17 protein-coding genes and 1 tRNA gene are annotated in these 22,573 nt (G+C 72.8%); 9 read left to right on the top strand and 9 right to left on the bottom strand.

Annotation, left to right across the window (positions count from 1 at the left end; translation table 11 throughout):
- Together K7787_RS28190 and K7787_RS28185 are read right to left on the bottom strand one after the other, a co-directional pair.
- On the bottom strand, positions 1–270 hold the full coding sequence (locus K7787_RS28190) for a type II toxin-antitoxin system RelE family toxin (RefSeq protein ID WP_169439116.1): 270 nt from the start codon (positions 268–270) through the stop codon (positions 1–3).
- Complete coding sequence (locus tag K7787_RS28185) at positions 267–539, bottom strand: type II toxin-antitoxin system Phd/YefM family antitoxin (RefSeq protein ID WP_223003377.1); 273 nt, start codon at positions 537–539, stop codon at positions 267–269. Before K7787_RS28185 ends, K7787_RS28190 begins: the two co-directional genes overlap by 4 nt.
- A gap of 187 nt (positions 540–726) precedes the next feature.
- On the opposite strand from K7787_RS28185, the gene K7787_RS28180 reads away from it, so the two are divergent.
- The 3 genes from K7787_RS28180 (at position 727) to K7787_RS28170 (ending at position 5,549) form a co-directional block, all read left to right on the top strand.
- On the top strand, positions 727–1,926 hold the full coding sequence (locus tag K7787_RS28180; RefSeq protein ID WP_223003376.1) for a DUF2382 domain-containing protein: 1,200 nt from the start codon (positions 727–729) through the stop codon (positions 1,924–1,926).
- 607 nt (positions 1,927–2,533) lie between these two features.
- Positions 2,534–3,913: an NAD(P)/FAD-dependent oxidoreductase gene (locus K7787_RS28175; protein ID WP_078512038.1), complete on the top strand. Its 1,380-nt coding sequence runs from the start codon at positions 2,534–2,536 to the stop codon at positions 3,911–3,913.
- Between the two features lie 328 nt (positions 3,914–4,241).
- Entirely contained in the window at positions 4,242–5,549 is a 1,308-nt protein-coding gene (locus tag K7787_RS28170) for an SAM-dependent methyltransferase (RefSeq protein ID WP_169439119.1), read from the top strand.
- A 66-nt stretch (positions 5,550–5,615) separates the two neighbouring features.
- On the opposite strand, the gene K7787_RS28165 is transcribed toward K7787_RS28170, so the two are convergent.
- Complete coding sequence (locus K7787_RS28165; RefSeq protein WP_223003375.1) at positions 5,616–8,144, bottom strand: ABC transporter permease; 2,529 nt, start codon at positions 8,142–8,144, stop codon at positions 5,616–5,618.
- Between the two features lie 188 nt (positions 8,145–8,332).
- Positions 8,333–9,103 (bottom strand): ABC transporter ATP-binding protein, encoded by a 771-nt coding sequence (locus K7787_RS28160; RefSeq protein WP_164387517.1) that lies wholly within the window; start codon positions 9,101–9,103, stop codon positions 8,333–8,335.
- A 588-nt stretch (positions 9,104–9,691) separates the two neighbouring features.
- Here K7787_RS28160 and K7787_RS28155 point away from each other — a divergent pair.
- Positions 9,692–9,774, top strand: a tRNA-Leu gene (locus K7787_RS28155).
- A gap of 123 nt (positions 9,775–9,897) precedes the next feature.
- Here the strand turns inward: K7787_RS28155 and K7787_RS28150 are convergent.
- Positions 9,898–11,130 carry an MFS transporter gene (locus K7787_RS28150; protein WP_223003374.1) on the bottom strand — a complete coding sequence of 411 codons (1,233 nt, stop codon included), beginning with the start codon at positions 11,128–11,130 and terminating at the stop codon, positions 9,898–9,900.
- A gap of 284 nt (positions 11,131–11,414) precedes the next feature.
- On the opposite strand from K7787_RS28150, the gene K7787_RS28145 reads away from it, so the two are divergent.
- The 3 genes from K7787_RS28145 to K7787_RS28135 all read left to right on the top strand — a co-directional run bounded on the left by K7787_RS28145 (position 11,415) and on the right by K7787_RS28135 (position 15,177).
- A complete protein-coding gene (locus K7787_RS28145; protein ID WP_247721361.1) occupies positions 11,415–12,587 on the top strand; it encodes an RCC1 domain-containing protein in 1,173 nt (390 codons plus the stop codon).
- Positions 12,588–12,876: 289 nt separating this feature from the next.
- Positions 12,877–14,052, top strand: a complete 1,176-nt coding sequence (locus K7787_RS28140) for a 4-hydroxybenzoate 3-monooxygenase (RefSeq protein ID WP_223003372.1) — start codon at positions 12,877–12,879, stop codon at positions 14,050–14,052.
- Between the two features lie 213 nt (positions 14,053–14,265).
- Positions 14,266–15,177, top strand: coding sequence for a Bax inhibitor-1/YccA family protein (locus tag K7787_RS28135; RefSeq protein ID WP_009189014.1), 912 nt, complete (start codon positions 14,266–14,268; stop codon positions 15,175–15,177).
- 109 nt (positions 15,178–15,286) lie between these two features.
- On the opposite strand, the gene K7787_RS28130 is transcribed toward K7787_RS28135, so the two are convergent.
- Positions 15,287–15,514 carry a DUF4287 domain-containing protein gene (locus K7787_RS28130; RefSeq protein ID WP_009189013.1) on the bottom strand — a complete coding sequence of 76 codons (228 nt, stop codon included), beginning with the start codon at positions 15,512–15,514 and terminating at the stop codon, positions 15,287–15,289.
- A gap of 101 nt (positions 15,515–15,615) precedes the next feature.
- On the opposite strand from K7787_RS28130, the gene K7787_RS28125 reads away from it, so the two are divergent.
- Positions 15,616–15,927: a hypothetical protein gene (locus K7787_RS28125; RefSeq protein WP_231573747.1), complete on the top strand. Its 312-nt coding sequence runs from the start codon at positions 15,616–15,618 to the stop codon at positions 15,925–15,927.
- 180 nt (positions 15,928–16,107) lie between these two features.
- On the opposite strand, the gene K7787_RS28120 is transcribed toward K7787_RS28125, so the two are convergent.
- From K7787_RS28120 to K7787_RS28110, 3 genes are all read right to left on the bottom strand, one after another.
- On the bottom strand, positions 16,108–16,911 hold the full coding sequence (locus K7787_RS28120) for a hypothetical protein (protein WP_009189011.1): 804 nt from the start codon (positions 16,909–16,911) through the stop codon (positions 16,108–16,110).
- A 325-nt stretch (positions 16,912–17,236) separates the two neighbouring features.
- Positions 17,237–18,457 (bottom strand): acetyl-CoA C-acetyltransferase, encoded by a 1,221-nt coding sequence (locus K7787_RS28115; protein ID WP_009189010.1) that lies wholly within the window; start codon positions 18,455–18,457, stop codon positions 17,237–17,239.
- Between the two features lie 563 nt (positions 18,458–19,020).
- Positions 19,021–20,046 (bottom strand): SGNH/GDSL hydrolase family protein, encoded by a 1,026-nt coding sequence (locus K7787_RS28110; protein ID WP_199294118.1) that lies wholly within the window; start codon positions 20,044–20,046, stop codon positions 19,021–19,023.
- A 337-nt stretch (positions 20,047–20,383) separates the two neighbouring features.
- Between K7787_RS28110 and K7787_RS28105 the strand changes: the two genes are divergently transcribed.
- Complete coding sequence (locus K7787_RS28105; protein ID WP_009189008.1) at positions 20,384–21,772, top strand: cystathionine beta-synthase; 1,389 nt, start codon at positions 20,384–20,386, stop codon at positions 21,770–21,772.
- Positions 21,773–22,573 lie beyond the last annotated feature (801 nt).

The following is a 22,573-nucleotide window of genomic DNA, read 5'->3' as shown; positions in this document are numbered from 1 at the left end:
CTACAGGTTGCGGTACACGTCCCGCCGGTCGCCCACCTTGACGACGAGGACGACGAGTTCGCCGTCGTCGATCTGGTAGGCGACCCGGTAGCTTCCGACCCGGAGCCGGTAGAGCCCGGACGAGCCAGTGAGCTTCCTGACGTCGGCGTCCTCGCGGTACGGGTCGTCACCGAGCGCGGTCAGCGCTGCCAGGATGCGCATGGCGTCGGGCCGGCTGATGGCCCGGAGTTGTCGCTGCGCCGCCGTGGTGAACCGGAAGGCGTACTTCACGCCGCCTGGCCGTCCTGCTCGGTGAACAGGTCTGCCAGCAGTTCCGCCATCGTCACTGTGGCGCCGCCCTCGGCCAAAATCGCTTCGGCTTCGCGCGCCAGCATGACGTCGGCCGCTTCCTCCAGCGCTTCGAAGTCTGCGATCGGAACTACTGCAGCGACCGGAACGCCGTTGCGTGTGATGACGGTCGGAACGCCTTCTTCGGCCCGGTTGATGTGGTCGGCGAGGTGTGCGCGGGCTTCCCTCACGGTCACGGTGTTCTCGGTCATGAGGCCAGTGTACGCTTTTCCGTGTACACGGAGCTTGTTTCGCGGGGACGTGCTCGTGGCCGATCCTCGACGGCATCGCCTGGTCGGTGGCTTAGCCGCGGCGTCTCCTTTTCCCCTCTGTGGCTGTTTCGCACCTTTCGCCCCGGTGTACCCGGATATCGCAACTCCGGACGAAGGGTGACGAGACATGATCACCAAAGAACAGATCGCGAACGTGCTGAACCATCCGGTCCACGACGGCGACGGGAACAAGATCGGTGAGGCCAAGCACGTCTATCTGGACGACGTGACCGGGCTCCCGGAGTTCGTGACCGTCAAGACGGGCCTGTTCGGCACGCACGAGACGTTCGTGCCCACCCGGGAGGCCTCCGTGGTGCGGGACCACATCCAGGTGCCGTACCGCAAGGACAAGGTCAAGGGCGCGCCGCACATCGACGTGGACGCGGGCGGTCACCTGTCGGAGACCGAGGAGCACCGGCTGTACGACTACTACGGCCTGGACTGGAACGACGCCCGCCGCGGCCGTATGACGCCGGGGACCGCGGGCACGTCCGGCACGGACACGACGACCACCGGCACGGGCACCGGCACCGGCACCGGCACCGGCATGGGGACCGGTTCCGGTACGGCGGCCACGTCCGGGCGGACGCCGGCGGCCGGGACGGGGCGCACGGCAGCCGGTGGCGCGGCGGCGGCCGGCGGAGCCGGTGCGGCCGGCGCGGCGGCCCGGGCGCGCGCGAGCGAGCGCACCACCGAGCACACGACCGAGCGCACGACCGGGCGGACCGGTGAGCGCGCCGGCGGCTGGACCGGCGAGCGCGCCGCCGAGCGCGGGGAGCGCGGCGGCCAGTGGAGCGGGGAGCGGTCCCGCACGGGCGCCGGCATGGGTACGGGCGCCGGCATGGGCCGTGACGACGCCATGACGCGCTCGGAGGAGCGCCTGCACATCGGCGTCGAGAGCCGCGAGGTGGGACGCGCCCGGCTGCGCAAGTACGTGGTGACCGAAGAGGTGGAGCAGACGGTGCCGCTGCGCCACGACGAGGTGCGCGTCGAACGCGAGCCGATCACGGACGCCAACCGCGACGCCGCCCTCACCGGCCCGGAGATCGGCGAGGCCGAGTACGAGGTGGTCCTGCACGAGGAGCGCCCGGTGGTGGAGACGGAGACCGTGCCCGTCGAGCGCGTCCGGCTGACCACCGAGGAGCACATCTCCGAGGAGACGGTGCGGGCCCGGCTGCGCAAGGAGCACATCAAGGGCGAGACCGAGGGCTTCGACGAGACCACGCGCGACGCGGGGGACACGGGTGACACGGGTGACATCGGCTCCCGGCGCGGCAGAGGGGACCGGGACGACCGGGGCGACATGGGTCGGGGTCGCCGGCTCTGAACCCCCGGTGGCCGAGGGCCGTGCGACCCCCGGCTCCCGAGGGGCGCGACCCCGGCTCCCGAGGGCCGTGCGACCCCCGGCTCCCGAGGGGCGCGACCCCGGCGGCCGAGGGGTGCGGGCGCCCGGCGCGCGGGCGGCGGCCGGTGACGCCGGTCTCTTTACGGAGGCCGCTCTACCGCACCGAGGCTACCGGCCGGTAACCTCCAGTGAGCAGTGACGGAGTCGTTTGAGCGGGCTCGCGGGCGCCCTCGGCGCCACTGGCCGACGCCCCGTCGGAAAACTTCGTGAAGTTCTTCACAAGGAAATGCCCCCGGCGGGGCGGCGCGGGGCCCGCTACCGCCCCGTAAGAGGCCCGAACGGGCTCCGGACGGCGCTCGGCGGAGCGTCCGCGACGGATTCCGCAAGGGCCGAACGGCCCCCTCCGAAAAGGGCTCGCGGACCCGGAGTGGCAGCTCACGCGGCCTTGACAACGGTCGTAAGCGGACGCCGGTTCCCCTCCGGTCGCGTGCCGTCCGTCACAAAAGCCGCGGAGTTTAACACAGGCCCTTCCGAACCTTGTGAAGGGGCGCACGAGATGCCCCCCTCGGACAGGTGGATACTCGATGCCATGAGCACCACGGAGCGTCCCAGGATCCTCGTAGTAGGCGGTGGGTACGTAGGCCTGTACGCAGCTCGGCGCATTCTCAAGAAGATGCGCTACGGCGAGGCGACCGTCACGGTCGTCGACCCCCGGTCGTACATGACCTACCAGCCCTTCCTCCCCGAAGCCGCCGCCGGCAGCATCTCCCCGCGGCATGTCGTCGTCCCGCTGCGACGCGTGCTTCCCAAGGCGGAGGTCCTCACCGGCCGGGTCACCACCATCGACCAGGACCGCAAGGTCGCCACGATCGCCCCGCTGGTGGGCGAGGCGTACGAGCTGCCCTTCGACTACCTGGTCATCGCCATGGGCGCGGTCTCCCGCACCTTCCCGATCCCCGGCCTCGCCGAGCAGGGCATCGGCATGAAGGGCATCGAGGAGTCCATCGGCCTGCGCAACCACGTGCTGGAGCAGCTGGACAAGGCCGACTCCACGACCGACGAGGAGATCCGCCGCAAGGCGCTCACCTTCGTCTTCATCGGCGGCGGCTTCGCGGGCGCGGAGACCATCGGCGAGGTCGAGGACATGGCCCGCGACGCGGCCAAGTACTACAAGAACGTCTCCCGCGAGGACATGCGGTTCATCCTCGTGGACGCCGCCGACAAGATCCTCCCCGAGGTCGGCCCCAAGCTCGGCCAGTACGGCAAGGAGCACCTGGAGAGCCGGGGCGTGGAGATCTACCTCTCCACCTCGATGGACTCCTGCGTCGACGGCCACGTGGTGCTGAAGAACGGCCTCGAGGTCGACTCCAACACCATCGTGTGGACGGCTGGCGTCAAGCCCAACCCGGCCCTGGCCCGCTTCGGTCTGCCGCTCGGCCCGCGCGGCCACGTGGACTGCGAGCCCACCCTCCAGGTCAAGGGCACCGACTACATCTGGGCCGCCGGCGACAACGCGCAGGTGCCCGACCTCGTCGGCCGCAAGGCGGGCAACGAGAACGCCTGGTGCCCGCCGAACGCCCAGCACGCGCTGCGCCAGGCCAAGGTCCTCGGCGACAACGTGGTGTCCGGCATGCGGGGCTTCCCGCAGAAGGACTACAGCCACGCCAACAAGGGCGCGGTCGCGGGTCTCGGCCTGCACAAGGGCGTCGCGATGATCGTCATGGGCAAGATGAAGATCAAGCTCAAGGGCCGTCTCGCCTGGTACATGCACCGCGGCTACCACGGTCTGGCCATGCCGACCTGGAACCGCAAGATCCGCATCTTCGCCGACTGGACGCTCGGCATGTTCCTCAAGCGCGAGGTCGTCTCCCTGGGCGCCATGGAGAACCCCCGCGAGGAGTTCTACGAGGCCGCCAAGCCCGCGCCGGTCCCCGCCGCGAAGACGGAGGAGAAGGCCAAGGCCTCCTGACCTCCCGGGCATCCTGACCCTCCCGGGTCTCCCGACCGCCCGTCGGTCACCGCTGGAACCGCTCGATCCGAAGGACCTCCCGCCATCCGTGGTGCGGGAGGTCCTTCGGCGTTCCGCCCGCACGGCGGCGCGGTCCGCACGGCGACGCGGTCCGCACGGCGACGCGGCCCGTGCGTGCGGCGCGCCCGCGCGTGCGCGACGCCAAGTGAGTGGCCGCTGCAACTACTTTGCCCAGTCGTAACCCGCTTGCGGGACTGTGCCGAGGGCTTCCCGGTGTTTACGTGGTGGATGACATTCCGGCGTCCGTCGTCACGGAGGTGTGTGCGTCATGCCCGATGCCGCGTCGCGGCTCACGACACTGCTCGAACAGCTGCTGGAGACCCCGCTGCCGGTGCGCGTACGCGCCTGGGACGGGTCCGAGGCGGGGCCGCCGGGGACGCCGACGCTCGTCGTCCGCAATCGCCGCGCCCTGCGCCGGCTGCTGTTCAAGCCCGGTGAACTCGGCCTGGCCCGGGCCTGGGTGGCCGGCGACCTGACCGTCGAGGGCGACCTCTACACCGCCCTCGCCCTGATGTCCGGCCTCATCTGGGAGCGCGGGGAGGACGCCCGCGGTCTCGGCGCCCTGCTGCGCGACCCCGCCGCGCGGGCCGCCGTACGCGGCCTGGTGAAGCTGGCCGGCCCGCCGCTGCCGCCCGCCCCGCCGCCCGAGGAGGTCCGCCGCCCCGGCCACCTCCACACCCGACGCACCGACAGACGCGCCATCAGCCACCACTACGACGTCGGCAACGACTTCTACGGACTCGTCCTCGGCCCGTCCATGGTGTACTCCTGCGCCTACTGGCCGGCCCCCGAACCGGACGCCACCCTCGAACAGGCGCAGCACGACAAGCTCGAACTCATCAGCCGCAAGCTCGCCCTGAAGCCCGGTCAGCGGCTGCTGGACGTCGGCTGCGGCTGGGGCTCCATGGCCATCCACGCCGCCCGCGAGCACGGCGTGAGCGTCGTCGGCGTCACCCTCTCCCAGGAACAGGCCGTCTACGCCAGGAAGCGCGTCGCCGACGAGGGCCTGACCGACAAGGTGGAGATCCGCGTCCAGGACTACCGGGACGTGACCGACGGGCCGTACGACGCGATCTCCTCCATCGGCATGGCCGAGCACGTCGGCGCCGCCCGCTACCTGGAGTACGCGAGCGACCTGCACGCCCTCCTCAAGCCCGGCGGACGGCTGCTGAACCACCAGATCGGCCGCCGCCCGCAGCGCGACGAGTCGGCGTACCACGTGGACGAGTTCATCGACGCCTACGTCTTCCCCGACGGCGAACTGGCCCCGGTCGGCACCACCGTCACCCAGCTGGAGCGGGCCGGGTTCGAGGTGCGCGACGTGGAGTCGATCCGCGAGCACTACGCGCTCACCCTGCGCCGCTGGGTCGCCAACCTGGAGGCCGACTGGGACCGCGCGGTACGGCTCACCAGCCCCGGCCGCGCCCGGGTGTGGCGGCTGTACATGGCGGCCTCCGCGCTCGCCTTCGAACGCAACCGCATCGGCGTCAACCAGGTCCTCGCCGTGAAGACCCCCGAGTCCGGCGCCTCGGGCATGCCGCTGCGCGCCCGCACCTGGGGCGCGCCGGACGCGTAGCCGCGGGAGACGTGTAAGGGGCCCGTTCCGCCACCGGAACGGGCCCCTCGCACGTGTGGGCCGCGCCTACTCGGACTTGATCGCCTGGAGCATGTTCAGCCGGGCCGCGCGCCGGGCCGGCCACAGCGCGGCCAGCACGCCGACCAGCCCCGCCAGCAGCAGGAACACGGCCATCCGCCCCCACGGCAGCACCAGTTCGTACGTCGCCATCTTGGCGCCCAGCAGCTCGCCGGCCGCCCAGCCGAAGAACACGCCGAGACCGATGCCGAGGACGCCGCCGAACAGGGCGATCACCAGGGACTCCAGCCGGACCATCCGCTTGATGCCCCGGCGGTCCAGGCCGATCGCGCGCAGCATGCCGATCTCCTGGGAGCGTTCGAAGACCGACATGGCCAGGGTGTTGATGACGCCGAGGACCGCGACGATCACCGCCATGGCGAGCAGGCCGTAGAGCATGTTCAGCATCAGGGTGAACATCTGCGCGATGCCGTTGGAGATGTCCTTCTTGTCCTGGACCTGGATCGCGGGGTTGTCACCGAGCGCCTCGACCAGCTTGTCCTTGGTGGCCTCGGACGCGCCGTCGGCGGTCTTCACCATGACCTGCATGTCGGTCGCCTCGCTCTGGTGCGGGGCGAGGACGGCGTTGTCGAGCATGATCCCGCGGATCATGTCGTTGCCCTCGTAGACGCCGGCGACGGTGAGCTTCTGCTTGCCGCCGTCCTCGTAGGCGACGGTGAAGCCGGACCCGGCGGTCCAGTGGTGGTCCTTCGCGGTCCTGTCGTCCACGACGACCTTGTCGCCGCCGACCGTGAACGAGCCGTCCTCGACCGTCAGGTCCGTCAGCTCGCCGATCGCGGCGCCGTTGACGCCGGTCAGGTACTCGGTCTCGCCGTCGATGCGGGAGGGCGCGTTGCGCAGCGGGCTGAGGGCGGTGACGCCGTCGGTGGCCTTCAGCTCCTTCTCCACGCGCGGGGACAGCCCGTTGCCGTTGGCCATCGACACCACGTAGTCGGCGCGGATCGCGGAGGAGGCCATCTTGTCGATCGCGTGCTGGAGGCTGCCCGCCATCACCGTCATACCGGTGATCAGGGTCAGTCCGATCATCAGCGCGGACGCGGTGGCCGCCGTACGGCGCGGGTTGCGCACCGAGTTCTGCCGGGCCAGCTTGCCGGACACCCCGAACGCGCGCAGCACCGGGGCGGTGGCGGCGATCAGCGGCCGGGACAGCAGCGGGGTCAGGATGAACACGCCGATGATCAGCAGCACGGCGCCGAGCCCCATCGGGGCCTGGGCGGAGTCGGCGTCCATGGCGGTGGCCGCGAGGACCACCGCGACGCCGCCGCCCGCGAACAGCGCGCCGAGGGTGTTGCGCAGCACCAGCGACTTGGCGGTGGCCTGCGCGTGCACGCTGCTCATCGCCGCCACCGGCGGGATCTTCGCGGCGCGCCGGCCCGGCAGCCAGGCGGCCAGCATGGTCACCAGGACGCCGACCGCGAGGGCGGCGACGACCGTGCCGGGCGTGACGACCAGCGGCCCGTCCGGGACGGTGGCGCCGAACGACCCGAGCAGGGAGCGCAGTCCGGCGCCGATGCCGATGCCGGCCAGCAGACCGGTCACGGCGGCCACCACGCCCACCACGAACGCCTCGATCAGCACCGAGCGGGTGACCTGCCGGCGGGAGGCGCCGACGGCGCGCAGCAGCGCGAGTTCCTTGGTGCGCTGGGCGACCAGCATGGTGAAGGTGTTGGCGATGATGAACGTGCCGACGAACAGCGCGATCCCGGCGAACACCAGCAGGCCCTGCTTCATGCTGCTCATCGACGAGGAGATCATCTCCGCCTGGTCGTCGGCGAGCTTCTGACCGGTGGTGGTCTCGGTCGTCCCCTTCGGCATCGCCCGGTCCAGCTGCGCCTTGAGCGCCGACTGACTGGTGCCGGGCTTCGCCGCCACGTCGATCTCGTCGTACGTGCCCGGCTTGCCGAACAGCTTCTGCGCGGTGGCCGTGTCGAACAGGGCGAGGCTGCCGCCGGCGGCGACGTTGCCGTCGTCGGTGGTGAAGACGCCGCTGACGGTGGGGGTCAGGACGGGGCCGTCGACGGAGACGCGCACGGTGTCGCCGACCTTGTAGCCGGCCCGGCGGGCGGTCTCGGAGTCGATGAGGATCTGGTGCACGCCGTGCGGGGCCGTGCCGGAGACCAGCGGGTACCGGGGGTCCTTCGCGCCCCAGTAGTTGCCGCCCTCGGACTGGAAGCCGTTGCCGATCAGCTTGCCGTCCTTGCCCGCGAGGGCGGTGAAGCCGCGGACGACGCCGACGGCGGACTTCGCGCCCGGGACGCGGGCGCTGCGCTCCAGCATGTCCTGGGTCAGCTCGGGGGTCTTGCCGACCCGGTCGCCCTCGCTCTTGCGGTACTTGGCCTCGACGGCCACGTCCACGTGGTCGAAGCCCTTGGCGGAACTCTTCTGGAAGGCGTCGGAGATGGTGTTGGTGAAGACCAGGGTCCCCGACACGAAGGCCACGCCGAGCATCACGGCGAGCACGGTCATCAGGAGCCGGGCCTTGTGCGCGAGGACGTTACGCAAGGCGGTGCGGAACATGGGGTGTCTCAGTTCAGGTGAGGTGTACGAGGGCGGGGGCGGGGGCGCTGCGCACCGGCGGGAGTGGCCGCAGTGGGCGCCGTGGACCGTGCCGTGGACCGCAGGGGCGGCCGACGTGCGCGGCGCGGGCCGTAGGGGGCGGGCGACGTGCGCGGCGCGGGCCGTACGGGACGGCCTGCGCGCGGGGATCAGCTGGTGCGCCCCTTGGCGTCGAACTGCTTCATACGGTCCAGGACCGCGTCCGCCGTGGGCCCGTACACCTCGTCCACGATCCGGCCGTCGGCGAGGAAGACCACCCGGTCCGCGTACGCCGCCGCCACCGGGTCGTGGGTCACCATCACCACGGTCTGGCCCAGCTCCCGCACGGAGTTGCGCAGGAAGCCGAGGACCTCGGCGCCCGAGCGGGAGTCGAGGTTGCCGGTGGGCTCGTCACCGAAGATGATCTCCGGCTTGGAGGCCAGCGCGCGGGCGACGGCGACGCGCTGCTGCTGGCCGCCGGACAGCTGCGAGGGCCGGTGCCCGAGCCGCCCGGACAGCCCGACCATGTCGATCACCGAGTCCAGCCACCGCTGGTCGGGCTTGCGGCCGGCGATGTCCATGGGGAGCGTGATGTTCTCCAGCGCCGTCAGCGTCGGCAGCAGGTTGAACGCCTGGAAGATGAACCCGATCTTGTCCCGGCGCAACTTGGTGAGCTGCTTGTCCTTCAGGGAGCCCAGCTCGGTGTCGCCGATGCGCACCGACCCGGAGGAGAAGGTGTCCAGCCCGGCCACGCAGTGCATCAGCGTGGACTTGCCGGACCCGGACGGGCCCATGATCGCGGTGAACTCCGCCTGCGCGAAGTCGACGGAGACCCGGTCGAGGGCGACCACCTGGGTCTCGCCCTGTCCGTAGATCTTCGACAGATCCGTGGCGCGCGCGGCCACGGTGGTGGTCCGGCCGGCGATGGAGGAGGTGGTCACGGGTGGGGCTCCTGACGGGACGACGATGTTCTCGGGGACGGGTTCCATCGTCCCGTCGGATCAGGCCCGCGGCGTCAGCCGCTGTTCCGGTTCCCGGGGGCGACTCGGGTCGGACGGGGGAGGGCCCCCGTCATCCCCAGGTATGACGGCGGCCCTGAGAGCGGCTCGGGGGGCGGGGGAGAAGGACGCGGGCTGGGCCGTCGGGGCCGCACCGCCGGAGAGGACGAACCGGCGACGAACCGGAGACGGACGGACCAGGGACGGACCGGCGACGTACGGACCAGGGACGGACCGGCGACGTATGGGCGACGGACCGACGACGGACCGGCGATGGACCGGCGACGGACCGGTCCGGGAGCGCCGGACGTCGAGACGGGGTGGAGGCAGCCTGTTCGGACGGTGAAATTCCGTCATTCCGCGTACGCGGCCGACTGCAGCCGGTCAGGCTGTAGGCAAGTGCCAACGGCGGTTTTAGCGTTCTGATGGTCCCTCAAGCGCCAATAAAATAAGACAACATGAGGTCACCCGCCCACGGTCAGGGCGGTGCGTCCCGATAGGCTCGGACCCCGGCGCGGAACCCACGGCCTGGCCCGGATGGTGGAATGCAGACACGGCGAGCTTAAACCTCGCTGCCCCTCGCGGGCGTACCGGTTCGAGTCCGGTTCCGGGCACTTCCAGAAGCGGTGTCGGGCCCGTGAAAACACCGGGCCGGCGCCGCCTTCATTCCCTTTCCGGTCCTTTCCGCGAGCATCGCGGAGCACCACGCCCCGGCCGCCCGGCACACCCGCGCGGACTCACTCCCGCGACAACTCCCCGGCCGTTTCCACGACCGGGAGGGCCCCTGTGTCCCGGCTCCACCACCGGGCGGCCACCGCGCCGAGGGCGGACACGGCGACCGTGGTCAGGCCGCCGGCCCGGAAAGCGGTCGTGGGCGAGGCGGCGGCGAGGGCGGGGACGATCAGCAGCGACGTGGTGCCGGCCGAGCGGATCACGGTCAGGTCGAGCGCCATCAGCCGTCGGCGGGCCGCCGGCGGGAAGGCGGACAGGTGCGTCTGGAGGGTCACGCCGAGGAACGGGGCGACGGCGCCGGACGCGGCGGACACCGCGAGCAGGACGGGCAGGGTGCGGGCCGAACCGGTCAGGGCGAGGAGCAGCCCGGACGCCGCCCACAGCAGGCAGTACGCCACCGGCAGCCGGGCGGGAAGCCGGACGTTGCCCGCCACCAGGTTCGCGCCGAACGCCCCCGCACCGGTCGCGGCGAGGACCATCCCGTACGCGCCGGCCCCGGCGTGCAGCCGGGCGGCCAGCAGCGCCGGCATCGCCATGGCCACGGCCTGCGCGAAGATCCCCGCGCCGTGCACGGCGATCGCCACGGCTGTCGCCGGGTGGCCGCGCAGCAGGGACCGGGCTCCCGGACGGCCCGGTCCGCCCGGCGGCACCGCGCCCGTGACCGGCTTCGCGGCGCGGCTTAGCCGGGCCAGCACCGCGGCGGACACGGCGAACGTCACGGAGTCGACGAGGAACAGCGTCGGCTGCGGGACGACCAGGAGCAGCGCACCGGCCGCGCCGGGCCCGGCGAAGCGGGCGATCCGGCCGGTGAGGTCCATCAGCCCGGCCACGGCCTGGACCTCGTCGGGGCGGACCAGGTCGGGCACGAGCGCGCCGAGGCTGGGGTCGAAGACCGCACCGGCCAGGCCGAGCGCGGCCGCGCAGGCGAGCGTGCCCGGCGTGCCGAACTCCCGCCAGGCCACCGGCAGGAGGGCGACGAGCAGCACGCGGGCGGCGTCCACCCGGGCGAGCGCCCGCAGGGACGCGCAGCGGTCCATGAGGCGGCGTCCCACCGTGCCCATGACGATGTACGGCACCGACTCCGCGACGGCCACCAGCCCCATGGCACGGGCCCCGGACCGCTCCCAGGCGATCCACATGACCGCCATGGCGTACAAGCGGTCACCGAAGACGGACAGGGCCTGTGCACCCCAGAGGGCGAGGACACGACGACGGCGCAGCAATCGGACGTACCCCAAGACCCCTCCCGCCCCCGGACGGCACGAAACCCCAACCCTGCCCCTCCGGGACGCCGCACACCTTAGGACACGGAAGCGGCCGGGGTGTTCGACGCCGCATCCCGTACTCACACCGGGCGAGGGGGCGTTCCCGGTGCGCTACTCAGCCCCCGCCGGGCGGAATGAGTTCTCGTGCTCAGGTCGGGCGGGGGGCGGTGCGGGACTGTGGTGGGCGGGCCGTCCGGTCGGGGCGGTGACGTCGGGTTCTGTTGCCGTGGGGGTTCGCGATGGGTGGGACGGGCTGGATGCGGGGGGTCGTCTTCGGGGTCGCCGTCGTGCTCGTGGTGGCCGGGTGCGGCAAGGCCGACCGGGCCGTGCTCGGGGCGCCGCGGTGTCCGGACGGCGGGCGCGGTGCGCGGACGGCGCCGGCGGTCGCGCGGCCGGGGGCCGTGTGGACCTGGGCGGCGCACTTCGGGGCGCCCGCGGGCGCGGAGGGGCGGCGGGCCGTGCCGGGGTGGAGCGACGTCGTCTCCGTCGCGGACAGCGGGTACACCACCGTGGCCGTCCGGGCGGACGGCACCGTCTGGTCCTACGGCGTCAACGTCGACGGCTCCCTCGGGCACGGCGTCCGCGAGCGCGGCTACGAGGCCGAGCCCCGCCAGGTGGCCGGGATCGGCCCGGCGCGCGCCGTCCACAACAGCGGGTCCACCTTCTACGTCGTCCTGCGCGACGGCGGCGTCGTGGCGTGGGGCGCCGACCGGTTCCTCGTCCAGGCCGGGCGGCGGCAGGGCTACGCCGGGGTGAGCGTCCCGCAGCGCGTCCCGGGGGCGCGGAACGTGGTCGCCATGGGCCCGGGGCTGCTCAACTCCTTCGCCCTGCGCGCCGACGGACGGGTCGTCGGCTGGGGCGTCAACCTGACCGACGTGCTCGGCGACACGGACGGCACCCGCCTCAGGACCGTCGACGGCGTCTCCGGTGCCGTCGGCGTCGCCTCGGCGGGCGAGGCCGTGGTCGCCGTCCGGGCGGACGGCCGGGTCTGCGCCTGGGGCGGCAACGCGCACGGCCTGCTCGGCGTCGAGCCGCGCGGCGGGCAGACGGGACGGCCGGTGCGGGTGCCGGGGCCCACGCACGCCGTGCAGGTGGCCGGCGGGGACGACGTGGCCTACGCCCTCGACCGCGACGGCGCGGTGTGGGCGTGGGGCCGGGGCGCGAGCGGCGCGCTGGGCGACGGCGACGCCTCCGACCACGCCTCCGCGCGGCCGGCCAGGGTGGCCGGGCTGCCGAGGATCAAGCGGATCGCCGCGTACCAGCTCACGGCGTACGCCATCGACACCGAGGGCGGGCTGTGGGGCTGGGGGTCCGGGCTGGCGCTCGGCCCGAACGCCCCCGGCGGCACCGCCGTCCCGGTGCGCATCCCGCTGCCCGGCCCCGCCGAGGACGTGTCCGGCCGACACGTGATCGTCGGCGCCCGCGGGTGATCGCCGGCGCGCCGCCGTGAGGGTCGGCGCGCGGCCGTGATCGTCGGTGCGCGGCTGGGGGGACGGCCGCGGGCCGTGGCCGGGCTGCCGGGTTCCTCGCCTGCGGCCCGGCCGCCGGGTCCATTGACATCGGGCGGGCGCGGGCGGAAACTCGGGGCACCTTCGTGAAGGAAACTTCACCAGGCGAACACCATCAGCCGAACACCTCGCCAGGCGAACACCCCGGAACGCCCGCGCTCCGTACGTCCCGGCGGCGACGCCACCGACGCCCACCCGAAGGGAACGACCGATGCGCACCACCGTCGGCATCATCGGAGCCGGCCCGGCCGGCCTGCTCCTGGCCCGGCTGCTCCGCGACGCCGGGATCGACTCGGTCGTCCTGGAGAGCCGCGACCGCGCCTACGTCGAGCAGCGCCAGCGCGCCGGGATCCTGGAACAGGGCACCGTGGACGTGCTGCGCGCCGCCGGGGCCGGGGAGCGGATGGACCGCGAGGGACTGCGGCACGACGGCATCGAACTGCGGTTCGCCCGGCGTCGGCACCGCGTCGACTTCCCCGCGCTGACCGGCGGCCGGTCCGTGACGGTCTACGCCCAGACCGAGGTCTGCAAGGACCTCATCGCCCTCCAGCTCAAGGAGGGCGGTCCGCTGCTGTTCGAGGCGGAGGCGCTGGCCGTCGAGGGCGCCGAGGGCGACCGCCCCGTCGTCCGGTTCCGGCACGAGGGGCGCGAGCAGGTCCTGGAGTGCGACTACGTCGTCGGTTGCGACGGCTTCTGGGGCGTGGCCCGCCAGGCGGTCCCGGCCGCCGTCTCCCGCGTCTTCGAACGGACGTACCCCTTCGGCTGGCTCGGCGTCCTCGCCGACGTGGCGCCCTCGCACGACGAGCTGGTCTACGCCCGCCACGACCGCGGTTTCGCCCTGCTGTCCATGCGCTCCCCGGCCGTCTCCCGTCTCTACCTCCAGGTGCCCGCCGGCGCCGACCCGGACGGCTGGTCGGACGACGAGATCTGGGACGAGCTGGAGCGGCGGCTGGAGACGGACGACGACTGGCGGCTCACCCGCGGACCGATCACCCAGAAGTCGGTCACCCCGATGCGCTCCTACGTCCACGAGCCCATGCGCCACGGCCGGCTCTTCCTCGCCGGCGACGCCGCCCACATCGTGCCGCCGACCGGCGCCAAGGGCCTGAACCTCGCCGTCGGCGACGTCGTCACCCTCGCGCGGGCGCTGACGCACCGCCGGGAGACCGGCTCCGACGAGCTGCTCGACTCCTACTCGGCCGACTGCCTGCGCCGCGTCTGGCAGGCCGAGCGGTTCAGCTACGACATGACGACGATGCTCCACCCGGACCCGGAGGGCACCCCCTTCGAGGGGCGTCTCCAGCTCGCCCGGCTGGACCGGATCGCTTCCTCCCGGGCCGCCGCGACCGACCTGGCCGAGGCCTACACCGGCTTCCCGATCGGCTGACGGGCCGCCGAGGGGCCGCCCTGGTCTCCGGCCGGTTCCGGACGTGTACCGGGTCGGTCATGAACGCCGCCGCCCGGTGCCCGGAACCGCGCGCCCGCGTAGCGTGTGCCGCAGCAGGGCGGGGGAAAGATCCTTCCCAGGTAGTAGGGTCTATCCTTTGCCGTTCCATTACTCTTGAGCCAAGGCCGCGACGTGCGGCCATGGAGGAGTGAGATGAGGAGCAGAAACCCGGTCTTCTCGCGACGGGGGTTCAGCCGCGACAACGGCTACGCGGGCTTCAACACCGCGCCGCAGGCCGGGGGCCCCGCAGTCGGCACGCAGGGCAACCCGTACGCGCAGGGCAATCCGTACGCCCAGCCGAGCGGCAACCCCTACGCGCAGAACCCTTACGCCCCGCAGGACGCGCAGTACGGCGCCCCGCCGCAGGCCCCGGCCACCACCGGCCGGATGACGATGGACGACGTCGTCGTGCGCACCGCCTCCACGCTCGGCGTGCTGGTGGTCACCGCCGCGCTCGCCTGGGCGCTGCTGCCGGTCGACGACGCCCACATCACCCGTTCCTACGGCATCGGGATCGGCGCCGCGCTGATCGCGATGGTGCTGGGCTTCGTCCAGTCCTTCAAGCGCAAGGCCTCGCCCGCGCTGATCCTGACCTACGCCGCGTTCGAGGGCGTGTTCCTCGGCGTCGTCTCCAGCGTGGTCGACAACCGCATCGCCAGCGGCGCGGCCATGCAGGCCGTGCTCGGCACGATGGCGGTCTTCGCCGCCGTGCTGATCGCCTACAAGGCGGGCTGGATCCGGGTCAACCGCCGCTTCTACGGCTTCGTGATGGCGGCCGCGCTCGGCTTCGTGCTGCTGATGATGGTGAACCTGCTGTTCGCCGCGTTCGGCGGCGGTGACGGCCTCGGCTTCCGCAGCGGCGCCCTCGGCATCGTCTTCGGCATCATCGGCGTCATCCTCGGCGCCTGCTTCCTCGCCCTGGACTTCAAGCAGGTCGAGGACGGCGTGGCCTACGGCGCGCCGCGCGAGGAGGCCTGGCTCGCGGCCTTCGGCCTGACGCTGACGCTGGTGTGGATCTACATGGAGTTCCTGCGGATCATCGCGATCCTCAACCAGAACGACTGACGCACCGCACCCGGTGCGAGCGACGTACCGCACGCACGCGGAAGGGCCCCGGCTCCGCCGGGGCCCTTCGCCGTTTCCGGGCCGCCGCGTCCACGGCGGTCCGCGCCGCTCAGCGCAGCTTGCGGGCGGCCCTCCTCAGGTCGTACTCGTGGATGATCGCCTTGGCGTGGCCGTACGCGAGGTTGTGCTCGTGGCGGAGCCAGCTGAGCTTCTCCTCGAAGCAGAGCGCCGGGCCTTCTTCGACGGTGCGCAGCCAGTCGGCGACTTCACGACCGGTGCACTGGGGGATGCGGGCGAGCAGGTTGCGGTGGGTCTCTTCGGAGAAGACTTGGGACATCGGCGCCTCCGGACGCGTTCGATGAATCCGGTCCTTCACGTCACCGTGCCCGAGGGTTCGCTCGTTGGCAACAGTCCGGGTGCGGCGCGTAGTCTCGCGACGTGGTTGACACGACATCGCTGAGCCGGGCAGTGGAGCACTTCGCCGACCGTCTGCGGGCCGCCCCGCAGAGCCGGCTGCAACGCAGCGCGGCCGCCGAGGCGCTGGGACTGGCCAGGGAGTTCGCCCGGCGCGCCCAGCTCGCCGAGGACCCCGGGCGGGAACCGCGGGAGATGCCCGACGCGGGCATGTTCGCCGTCGCCGACCAGATCACGGTGGCCGGACACGACCTGGCCCTCGTACTGAGGAACGAGGCCGAGGTCGAGGAGGCCGTCCGCCTGGTGACGGAGGCCCAGAAACGCGCCGGGGTGTGAGAGGCGCCGGGCGCCCCGCCGGTCGCGGGAAGCAGCCCCCGGCGGAGACTCCGGGGAAGGCCCCGAGAAAGCCCCGAGGGAGAGACCGGAGGAAGCCCCGCGGGAGAACCCCGGAGGAAGTGGCCGGGGAAGACCCGGATGAACGGCCCCGAGGGAAGGTCCCCAAGGAGGCTCGGAGCCTCAGAGGGAGGCGATGACCCGGTCCGCCAGGATGTACACGTTCTCCTCGCCGCAGGCGAAGGTCAGCGTGTAGGCGCCGGAGATGCCCGAGCCGCCGAGTAGGACGGGGGACTCGCCGGCGTGCAGCGCGGCGGCCAGCCGGTCCGCGGTCTCGCGGTGGCCCGGGGTCATGCACAGGGTCGTGCCGTCGGCGAAGACGTAGACGTCCAGGGTGCCCAGCGGGCCGGGCCGGACGTCGGCCAGCTCCACCGCGTCCTCGGCCAGCTTCTCCAGGGTGGCGACGGTGCGCTCGTGGTCGCCGACGACGGGGGAGGCGTGCGGGGTGAAGTCGGGGTGCGAGGGGTGACGGCGACGGGCCGCGGCCAGCTCGGCGGACTCGCCGGAACCGACGCCGGGCAGCTCCTCGGCGTCGGCGCCGGTCTCGGTCACCGGCTCCAGGTGTTCGAGACCCGCGAAGTCGGCCTGCCGGGGCAGGAACAGCTCGCTGTCGGGCAGTCCGAGCAGGGACGGCGTGTCGGCGGCGTCCCGCGCCTCCTGCGCGGCCCAGAAGGCCCGCGCCTCGGCCAGCTCCCGCTCCCGCTCCTCCGCGAGCGCCTGCACCACGGCGGTGCGTATCTGCTCGGCGTCCGCCTGCCCGCGGGCGGCGGGCAGCAGCGCCCGCGCCGTGACGGCGTGGTTCTCGGCGAGCTGGTTCTGCAACGCCGCGACCTGCCGGCGCAGGGCGAAAAGGGTGCGCAGGACGGCGACGCCCACGGCGCCGGTGGCGGCCGTGGTGAGCAGCAGGGCGATGGGCATGGCGCTCACTGACGTACTCCCGGGTTCAAGGTGGACCCCCGACTTCCTACATCAGCTTGAAGGGCGGACTATCCAGCTGTCAGTGCGTAACGTCACGAAACGGACAGGAATGTGGCGTGTGGGCCGGTTGAGGCGCCCGACGTGACGCTGTTGACCTGCGAAGATCCCCTCCCCAAGGGACATAGGTCACACTCTGGGGGAGATTGGATCACAGAACGGCCCGGAATCCAGGGGTTTCCTGCATTCCGGGCCGTTCGCTCACGCTGGGTGCCCCGGCGGCCACTGACGGTCCCTCACCGGGCCGCCGCGCGGGGGCGCGTGCCGTCGGGCGGGGTCAGCTGAGGCGCTCGATGACCATCGCCATGCCCTGGCCGCCGCCGACGCACATGGTCTCCAGACCGAACTGCTTGTCGTGCCACTGCAGCGAGTTGATCAGGGTGCCGGTGATCCGGGCGCCGGTCATGCCGAAGGGGTGGCCGACCGCGATGGCGCCGCCGTTGACGTTCAGCTTGTCGATGTCGATGCCGAGGTCGCGGTAGGAGGGGATCACCTGGGCGGCGAACGCCTCGTTGATCTCGACCAGGTCGATGTCGTCGATGGTCAGGCCGGCCCGCTTGAGGGCCTGCTTGCTGGCCTCGACCGGGCCGAGGCCCATGATCTCCGGGGACAGGCCGGAGACGCCGGTGGAGACGATCCGGGCCAGCGGGGTCAGTCCCAGCTCGCGGGCCTTGGTGTCGGACATGATGACGAGCGCGGCGGCGCCGTCGTTGAGCGGACAGCAGTTGCCGGCGGTGACCAGTCCGTCGGGGCGGAAGACCGGCTTGAGGCCGGAGACGCCCTCCAGGGTGACGCCGGCGCGCGGGCCGTCGTCCTTCGAGACGACCGTGCCGTCCGGCAGGGTCACGGGGGTGATCTCGCGCTCCCAGAAGCCGTTCTTGATGGCTTCCTCGGCGAGGTTCTGCGAACGGACGCCGAACTCGTCCATCTCCTGGCGGGTGACGCCCTTCCAGCGGGCCAGGTTCTCGGCGGTCTGGCCCATCGCGATGTAGGCGTCGGGGAGCAGGCCGTCCTCGCGCGGGTCGTGCCAGGTGGTGCCCTCCTGCTGCGCGACGGCCTCGGTACGGGCCTCGGCCTCGGCGAACAGCGGGTTGTGCGTGTCCGGCAGGCCGTCGGAGCTGCCCTTGCCGAAGCGGGAGACCGTCTCGACGCCGGCCGAGATGAACACGTCGCCCTCGCCGGCCTTGATGGCGTGCAGGGCCATCCGGGAGGTCTGCAGCGAGGAGGAGCAGTACCGGGTGACGGTGCAGCCGGGCAGGTGGTCCATGCCCATCTGCACGGCGACGATCCGGCCGAGGTTGTGGCCCTGCTCGCCGCCGGGCAGACCGCAGCCGAGCATCAGGTCGTCGATGTCCTTCGGGTCCAGCTCGGGGATCTTGGCGAGCGCGGCCTGGACGATGGTGGCGGTGAGGTCGTCGGGGCGCAGGTCCTTGAGGGAGCCCTTGCCGGCGCGGCCGATGGGCGAACGGGCGGTCGAGACGATGACGGCTTCGGGCATCAGGGCTCCACGGGGGTGCGGATGACGGGCAGGGCTGGTCTGGAAGTTACCCGTACGTATCGCCGCGGTCACGGGGGTGACGGTGTGACCCTGACCGCAGTTTTCTAAGCGCTTGCTTTGTTCTGGGCTGTCGGGTGGGCGCCGGAGGGCGGCGCCGGTTCCCTCCGTCCGGTCCGGCGCCTGCCGGTGGGCGCATCGATGGGCGGCCTGGGGCGCAACGGCCCTGCCGGCCGCCCGCGCCCGCCGCCCGCGTCCGCCGCCCGTCGCCCGCGTCCGCCGCCCGTGCCGCCCGTCCGTCGCCCGTGCCGCCCGCCCGCCTGCCCCCGCGCCTGCCGCCCGCGCCCGTCGCCCGCTGCCCGCGCCCGTCGCAGCCCGCCGGCCGCGCCCGCCGCCCGCGTCCCGCCTCGCTGTCCCGCCGGGCGTCCGGCAGGGCGACGCCCGCATCCCCAGCCTGTCCGGCGCTTGAGGACGAGGCCGTTCAGGCCGACCGGGGGTCAGGGGTCCAGGGGGCAGAGCCCCCTGGCACAGCGGCGGAGGGAGCGGACCAGGCACCCTCGCTCAGCTCAGCTCACCGACCGCACAGGTGCGGGCTCCGTCGCCGACACCCTCCGCCTCCGCCGCCGCTTGAGCAGCGCCCACGGCCCCCGCGGCCCGGTGGGCATCGCGGCGGCGACCTCCGTACCGGCCTCGGACGCCGCCTCCGCGGCCGCCCGCGCCACCGGCAGGAACCCCTCGCGCCGCGACACGTCCGGCCGCTCCTCCTCCGCCGGCCACAGCCCGAGCGCCGCGCACACCGTCGGCAGCACCGCCATCGCCGCAGTGGCGTACCCCTCGGCGGACGGGTGGTAGTTGTCCGGGCCGAACAGCTCGCGCGGGTTCGCCTCGAACTCCGGGCCCAGCAGATCGCCCAGCGACACGGTGCGGCCCCCCTGCTCCACCACCCCGATGGTCTGCGCCGCCGCCAGCTGCCGCGAGGTGCGCCGGGCCAGCCAGCGCAGCGGCTGCTGCACCGGCTCGATGGTCCCGAGGTCGGGACAGGTGCCCACGACCACCTCCGCGCCCGCGGTGCGCAGCCGCCGTACCGCGGCCGAGAGGTGGCGCACCGAGCGGGTCGGCGGCATCCGGTGGGTCACGTCGTTGGCGCCGATCATGATCACGCAGATGTCCGGCGGCTGCGCCGGATCGGCCAGCACCAGGGAGACCTGGCGGTCCAGGTCGTCGGAGCGGGCGCCGGTGACCGCGACGTTGCGCAGCCGCACCGGGCGCTCGGCCACCGCCGCGAGCCCGGAGGCCAGCAGCGCGCCGGGGGTCTGCCCGGCCCGGTGGACGCCCTGCCCCGCCGCCGTGGAGTCGCCGAGCAGGACCAGCCGCAGCGGCGGCTCGCCGGGGGTGTCGTAGCCCTGGCCGTACAGCCCGTCGGCGAGCGGTACGTGGTGGTCGGCGCCGTTGCCCACATGGCGCCGGGCCAGCCGTACCTCCGCCAGCAGCAGTCCGACCGCGGCCGCGCCGGCCAGCCCGAGCCCCCCGCCGCCGTACGCGGCGCCGGCCGCGATCCGCCGGGCCACCCTCGCCCTCGACATGCTGGTCATGTGGCTGCCACCTCCCGCGAAGCCGTACACCCACGTCTTGCCCCGTACCGACCGTCGTCCAATCGCGACAGCGAGTGAACACCCGTCCGAGGACCAGTCCTGGCCACAGGGCCTGCCTGACAAATCCCCGCCTGCCTCGCGACGCCTGGCACGCACGCTCGCCGCGTTGCCGAACCGCCCACGTGGCTCCGCCACGAGGACGCTTCGGCGCCTTGCGATCGCACGCACCAGACGCCGCGAGGCCCGCCCTACGGGCGAACGACGGGGATTTGTCAGACAGGCTCTAGGCTGGCGGAACCACCACGACCACATCTTTTTGCAGCGACCGGAGACAACGGTGCAATTCCACGACTCGATGATCAGCCTCGTCGGCAACACCCCGCTGGTACGGCTCAACAACGTCACCAAGGGCATCAAGGCGACCGTCCTGGCCAAGGTCGAGTACTTCAACCCCGGCGGCTCCGTGAAGGACCGCATCGCCCTGCGCATGATCGAGGCGGCGGAGCAGAGCGGGGAGCTGAAGCCCGGCGGCACGATCGTCGAGCCCACCAGCGGCAACACGGGCGTCGGCCTCGCCATCGTGGCCCAGCAGAAGGGCTACAAGTGCATCTTCGTCTGCCCGGACAAGGTCTCCACGGACAAGATCAACGTACTGCGCGCCTACGGTGCGGAAGTGGTCGTGTGCCCCACGGCCGTGGCGCCGGAGCATCCGGACTCCTACTACAACGTCTCCGACCGGCTGGTGCGTGAGACGCCGGGCGCGTGGAAGCCCGACCAGTACTCCAACCCGAACAACCCCCTGTCGCACTATCACTCCACCGGCCCCGAGCTGTGGGAGCAGACCGAGGGGAAGATCACCCACTTCGTGGCGGGCGTCGGCACCGGCGGCACCATCTCCGGCACCGGCCGCTACCTGAAGGACGCCAGCGACGGCAAGGTCAAGGTCATCGGAGCCGACCCCGAGGGCTCGGTGTACTCCGGCGGCTCCGGGCGGCCGTACCTCGTCGAGGGCGTCGGCGAGGACTTCTGGCCCACCGCCTACGACCGGGGCGTCGCCGACGAGATCGTCGCCGTCTCCGACAAGGACTCCTTCCAGATGACCCGCCGCCTGGCCAAGGAGGAGGGCCTGCTGGTCGGCGGCTCCTGCGGCATGGCGGTCGTGGCGGCGCTGGAGGTGGCCGAGCGGCTCGGCCCCGACGACGTCGTGGTGGTGCTGCTGCCCGACAGCGGACGCGGCTACCTGAGCAAGATCTTCAACGACGAGTGGATGGCCGACTACGGCTTCCTGGAGGACGAGGGCCCCAGCGCCCGCGTTGGCGACGTGCTCAGCGACAAGGAGGGCGGCATCCCCTCCCTGGTCCACATGCACCCCGACGAAACCGTCGGCCAGGCCATCGAGGTGCTGCGCGAGTACGGCGTCTCGCAGATGCCGATCGTCAAGCCCGGCGCCGGCCACCCGGACGTGATGGCGGCCGAGGTCGTCGGCTCCGTGGTCGAGCGGGAGCTGCTGGACGCGCTGTTCACCAAGCGGGCCTCGCTGGAGGACCCGCTGGAGAAGCACATGTCCGCGCCGCTGCCGCAGGTGGGCTCCGGTGAGCCGGTCGCCGACCTGATGACGGTGCTCGGCACCGCCGACGCGGCGATCGTCCTGGTCGAGGGCAAGCCCACCGGTGTGGTCAGCCGGCAGGACCTGCTCTCCTTCCTGGCCAAGGGCGGCAAGCAGTAGGTCCCGTCCCGACGGGTGCGCAGGGGGCGGCGGGCGGTGGCCCGCCGCCCCCTTTCGTCGTCCCCGGGCGCGCCCGACCGGTCCCGGGAACTCCCGGTGACCTGCGGCCGAGGAGCGGTCGCGGAACTGGTACGAGCACGTCACGTGCACGCAGCACCCGCTTAACACGCGTCCGGCAGAGTCATGGGTGTCGGCGGGAAGGGAGCGGCTCCCCTTCCCGGCCGGCGAGCGAGACGGCGCCAAGGACCTCCGGAGCGGCTCCCGGACCTCCATGGACGCCTGGATGCGCAGGCCCGGCCTGACCCGGCCCGCGTCCCTCGCGGGGACCGCCGTCGTCCCGCCCCCCAGTGATGGGGGTGCGGCGGTCCCCGCGCACGCTTCTTCCCGGCTCCGCCGGGCTGCTTCCGACGCGGTCTCCGGGCTCCGCCCGGCGCGGACCGGATCCGCCCGGACCTCGCCCGGTCTCCTCCGGTGCGGCCAGCTTGCTTCGGCTTCCCGGCTTTGCCCGGTCTCCGCCCGGCTCTCTCCGGTGCGGCCGGCTTGCTTCGGGCTTCCCGGCTTTCCCCGCCTTCCCCCGGCCTCCGCCCGGTCTCCGCTTGGCCTTCGCCCGGCTCCCTCCGGTGCGAAGCCGGCTTGCTTCGGGCTTCCCGGCTTTCCCCGCCTTCCCCCGGCCTCCGCCCGGTCCCCGCTCGGCCTCCGCCCGGCTCCCTCCGGTGCGGACGGGTTGCCTCGGGCTTCCCGGCCTTCGCCCGGCCTTCGCCCGGCCTTCGCCCGGCCTTCGCCCGGCCTTCGCCCGGCCTT

This window comes from Streptomyces sennicomposti (assembly GCF_019890635.1).
Lineage (GTDB): Bacteria > Actinomycetota > Actinomycetes > Streptomycetales > Streptomycetaceae > Streptomyces > Streptomyces sennicomposti.
Note: the sequence above shows the minus strand (reverse complement) of the source record. Positions and strands in the feature narration are given on the sequence as shown.

Excerpts from the sequence above, each read along its gene's own strand:
- K7787_RS28185 (WP_223003377.1), bottom strand. The coding sequence starts at position 539 with ATGACCGAGAACACCGTGACCGTGAGGGAAGCCCGCGCACACCTCGCC.
- K7787_RS28180 (WP_223003376.1), top strand. The coding sequence starts at position 727 with ATGATCACCAAAGAACAGATCGCGAACGTGCTGAACCATCCGGTCCAC.
- K7787_RS28175 (WP_078512038.1), top strand. The coding sequence starts at position 2,534 with ATGAGCACCACGGAGCGTCCCAGGATCCTCGTAGTAGGCGGTGGGTAC.
- K7787_RS28170 (WP_169439119.1), top strand. The coding sequence starts at position 4,242 with ATGCCCGATGCCGCGTCGCGGCTCACGACACTGCTCGAACAGCTGCTG.
- K7787_RS28165 (WP_223003375.1), bottom strand. The coding sequence starts at position 8,144 with ATGTTCCGCACCGCCTTGCGTAACGTCCTCGCGCACAAGGCCCGGCTC.
- K7787_RS28145 (WP_247721361.1), top strand. The coding sequence starts at position 11,415 with ATGCGGGGGGTCGTCTTCGGGGTCGCCGTCGTGCTCGTGGTGGCCGGG.
- K7787_RS28140 (WP_223003372.1), top strand. The coding sequence starts at position 12,877 with ATGCGCACCACCGTCGGCATCATCGGAGCCGGCCCGGCCGGCCTGCTC.
- K7787_RS28135 (WP_009189014.1), top strand. The coding sequence starts at position 14,266 with ATGAGGAGCAGAAACCCGGTCTTCTCGCGACGGGGGTTCAGCCGCGAC.
- K7787_RS28130 (WP_009189013.1), bottom strand. The coding sequence starts at position 15,514 with ATGTCCCAAGTCTTCTCCGAAGAGACCCACCGCAACCTGCTCGCCCGC.
- K7787_RS28115 (WP_009189010.1), bottom strand. The coding sequence starts at position 18,457 with ATGCCCGAAGCCGTCATCGTCTCGACCGCCCGTTCGCCCATCGGCCGC.
- K7787_RS28110 (WP_199294118.1), bottom strand. The coding sequence starts at position 20,046 with ATGACCAGCATGTCGAGGGCGAGGGTGGCCCGGCGGATCGCGGCCGGC.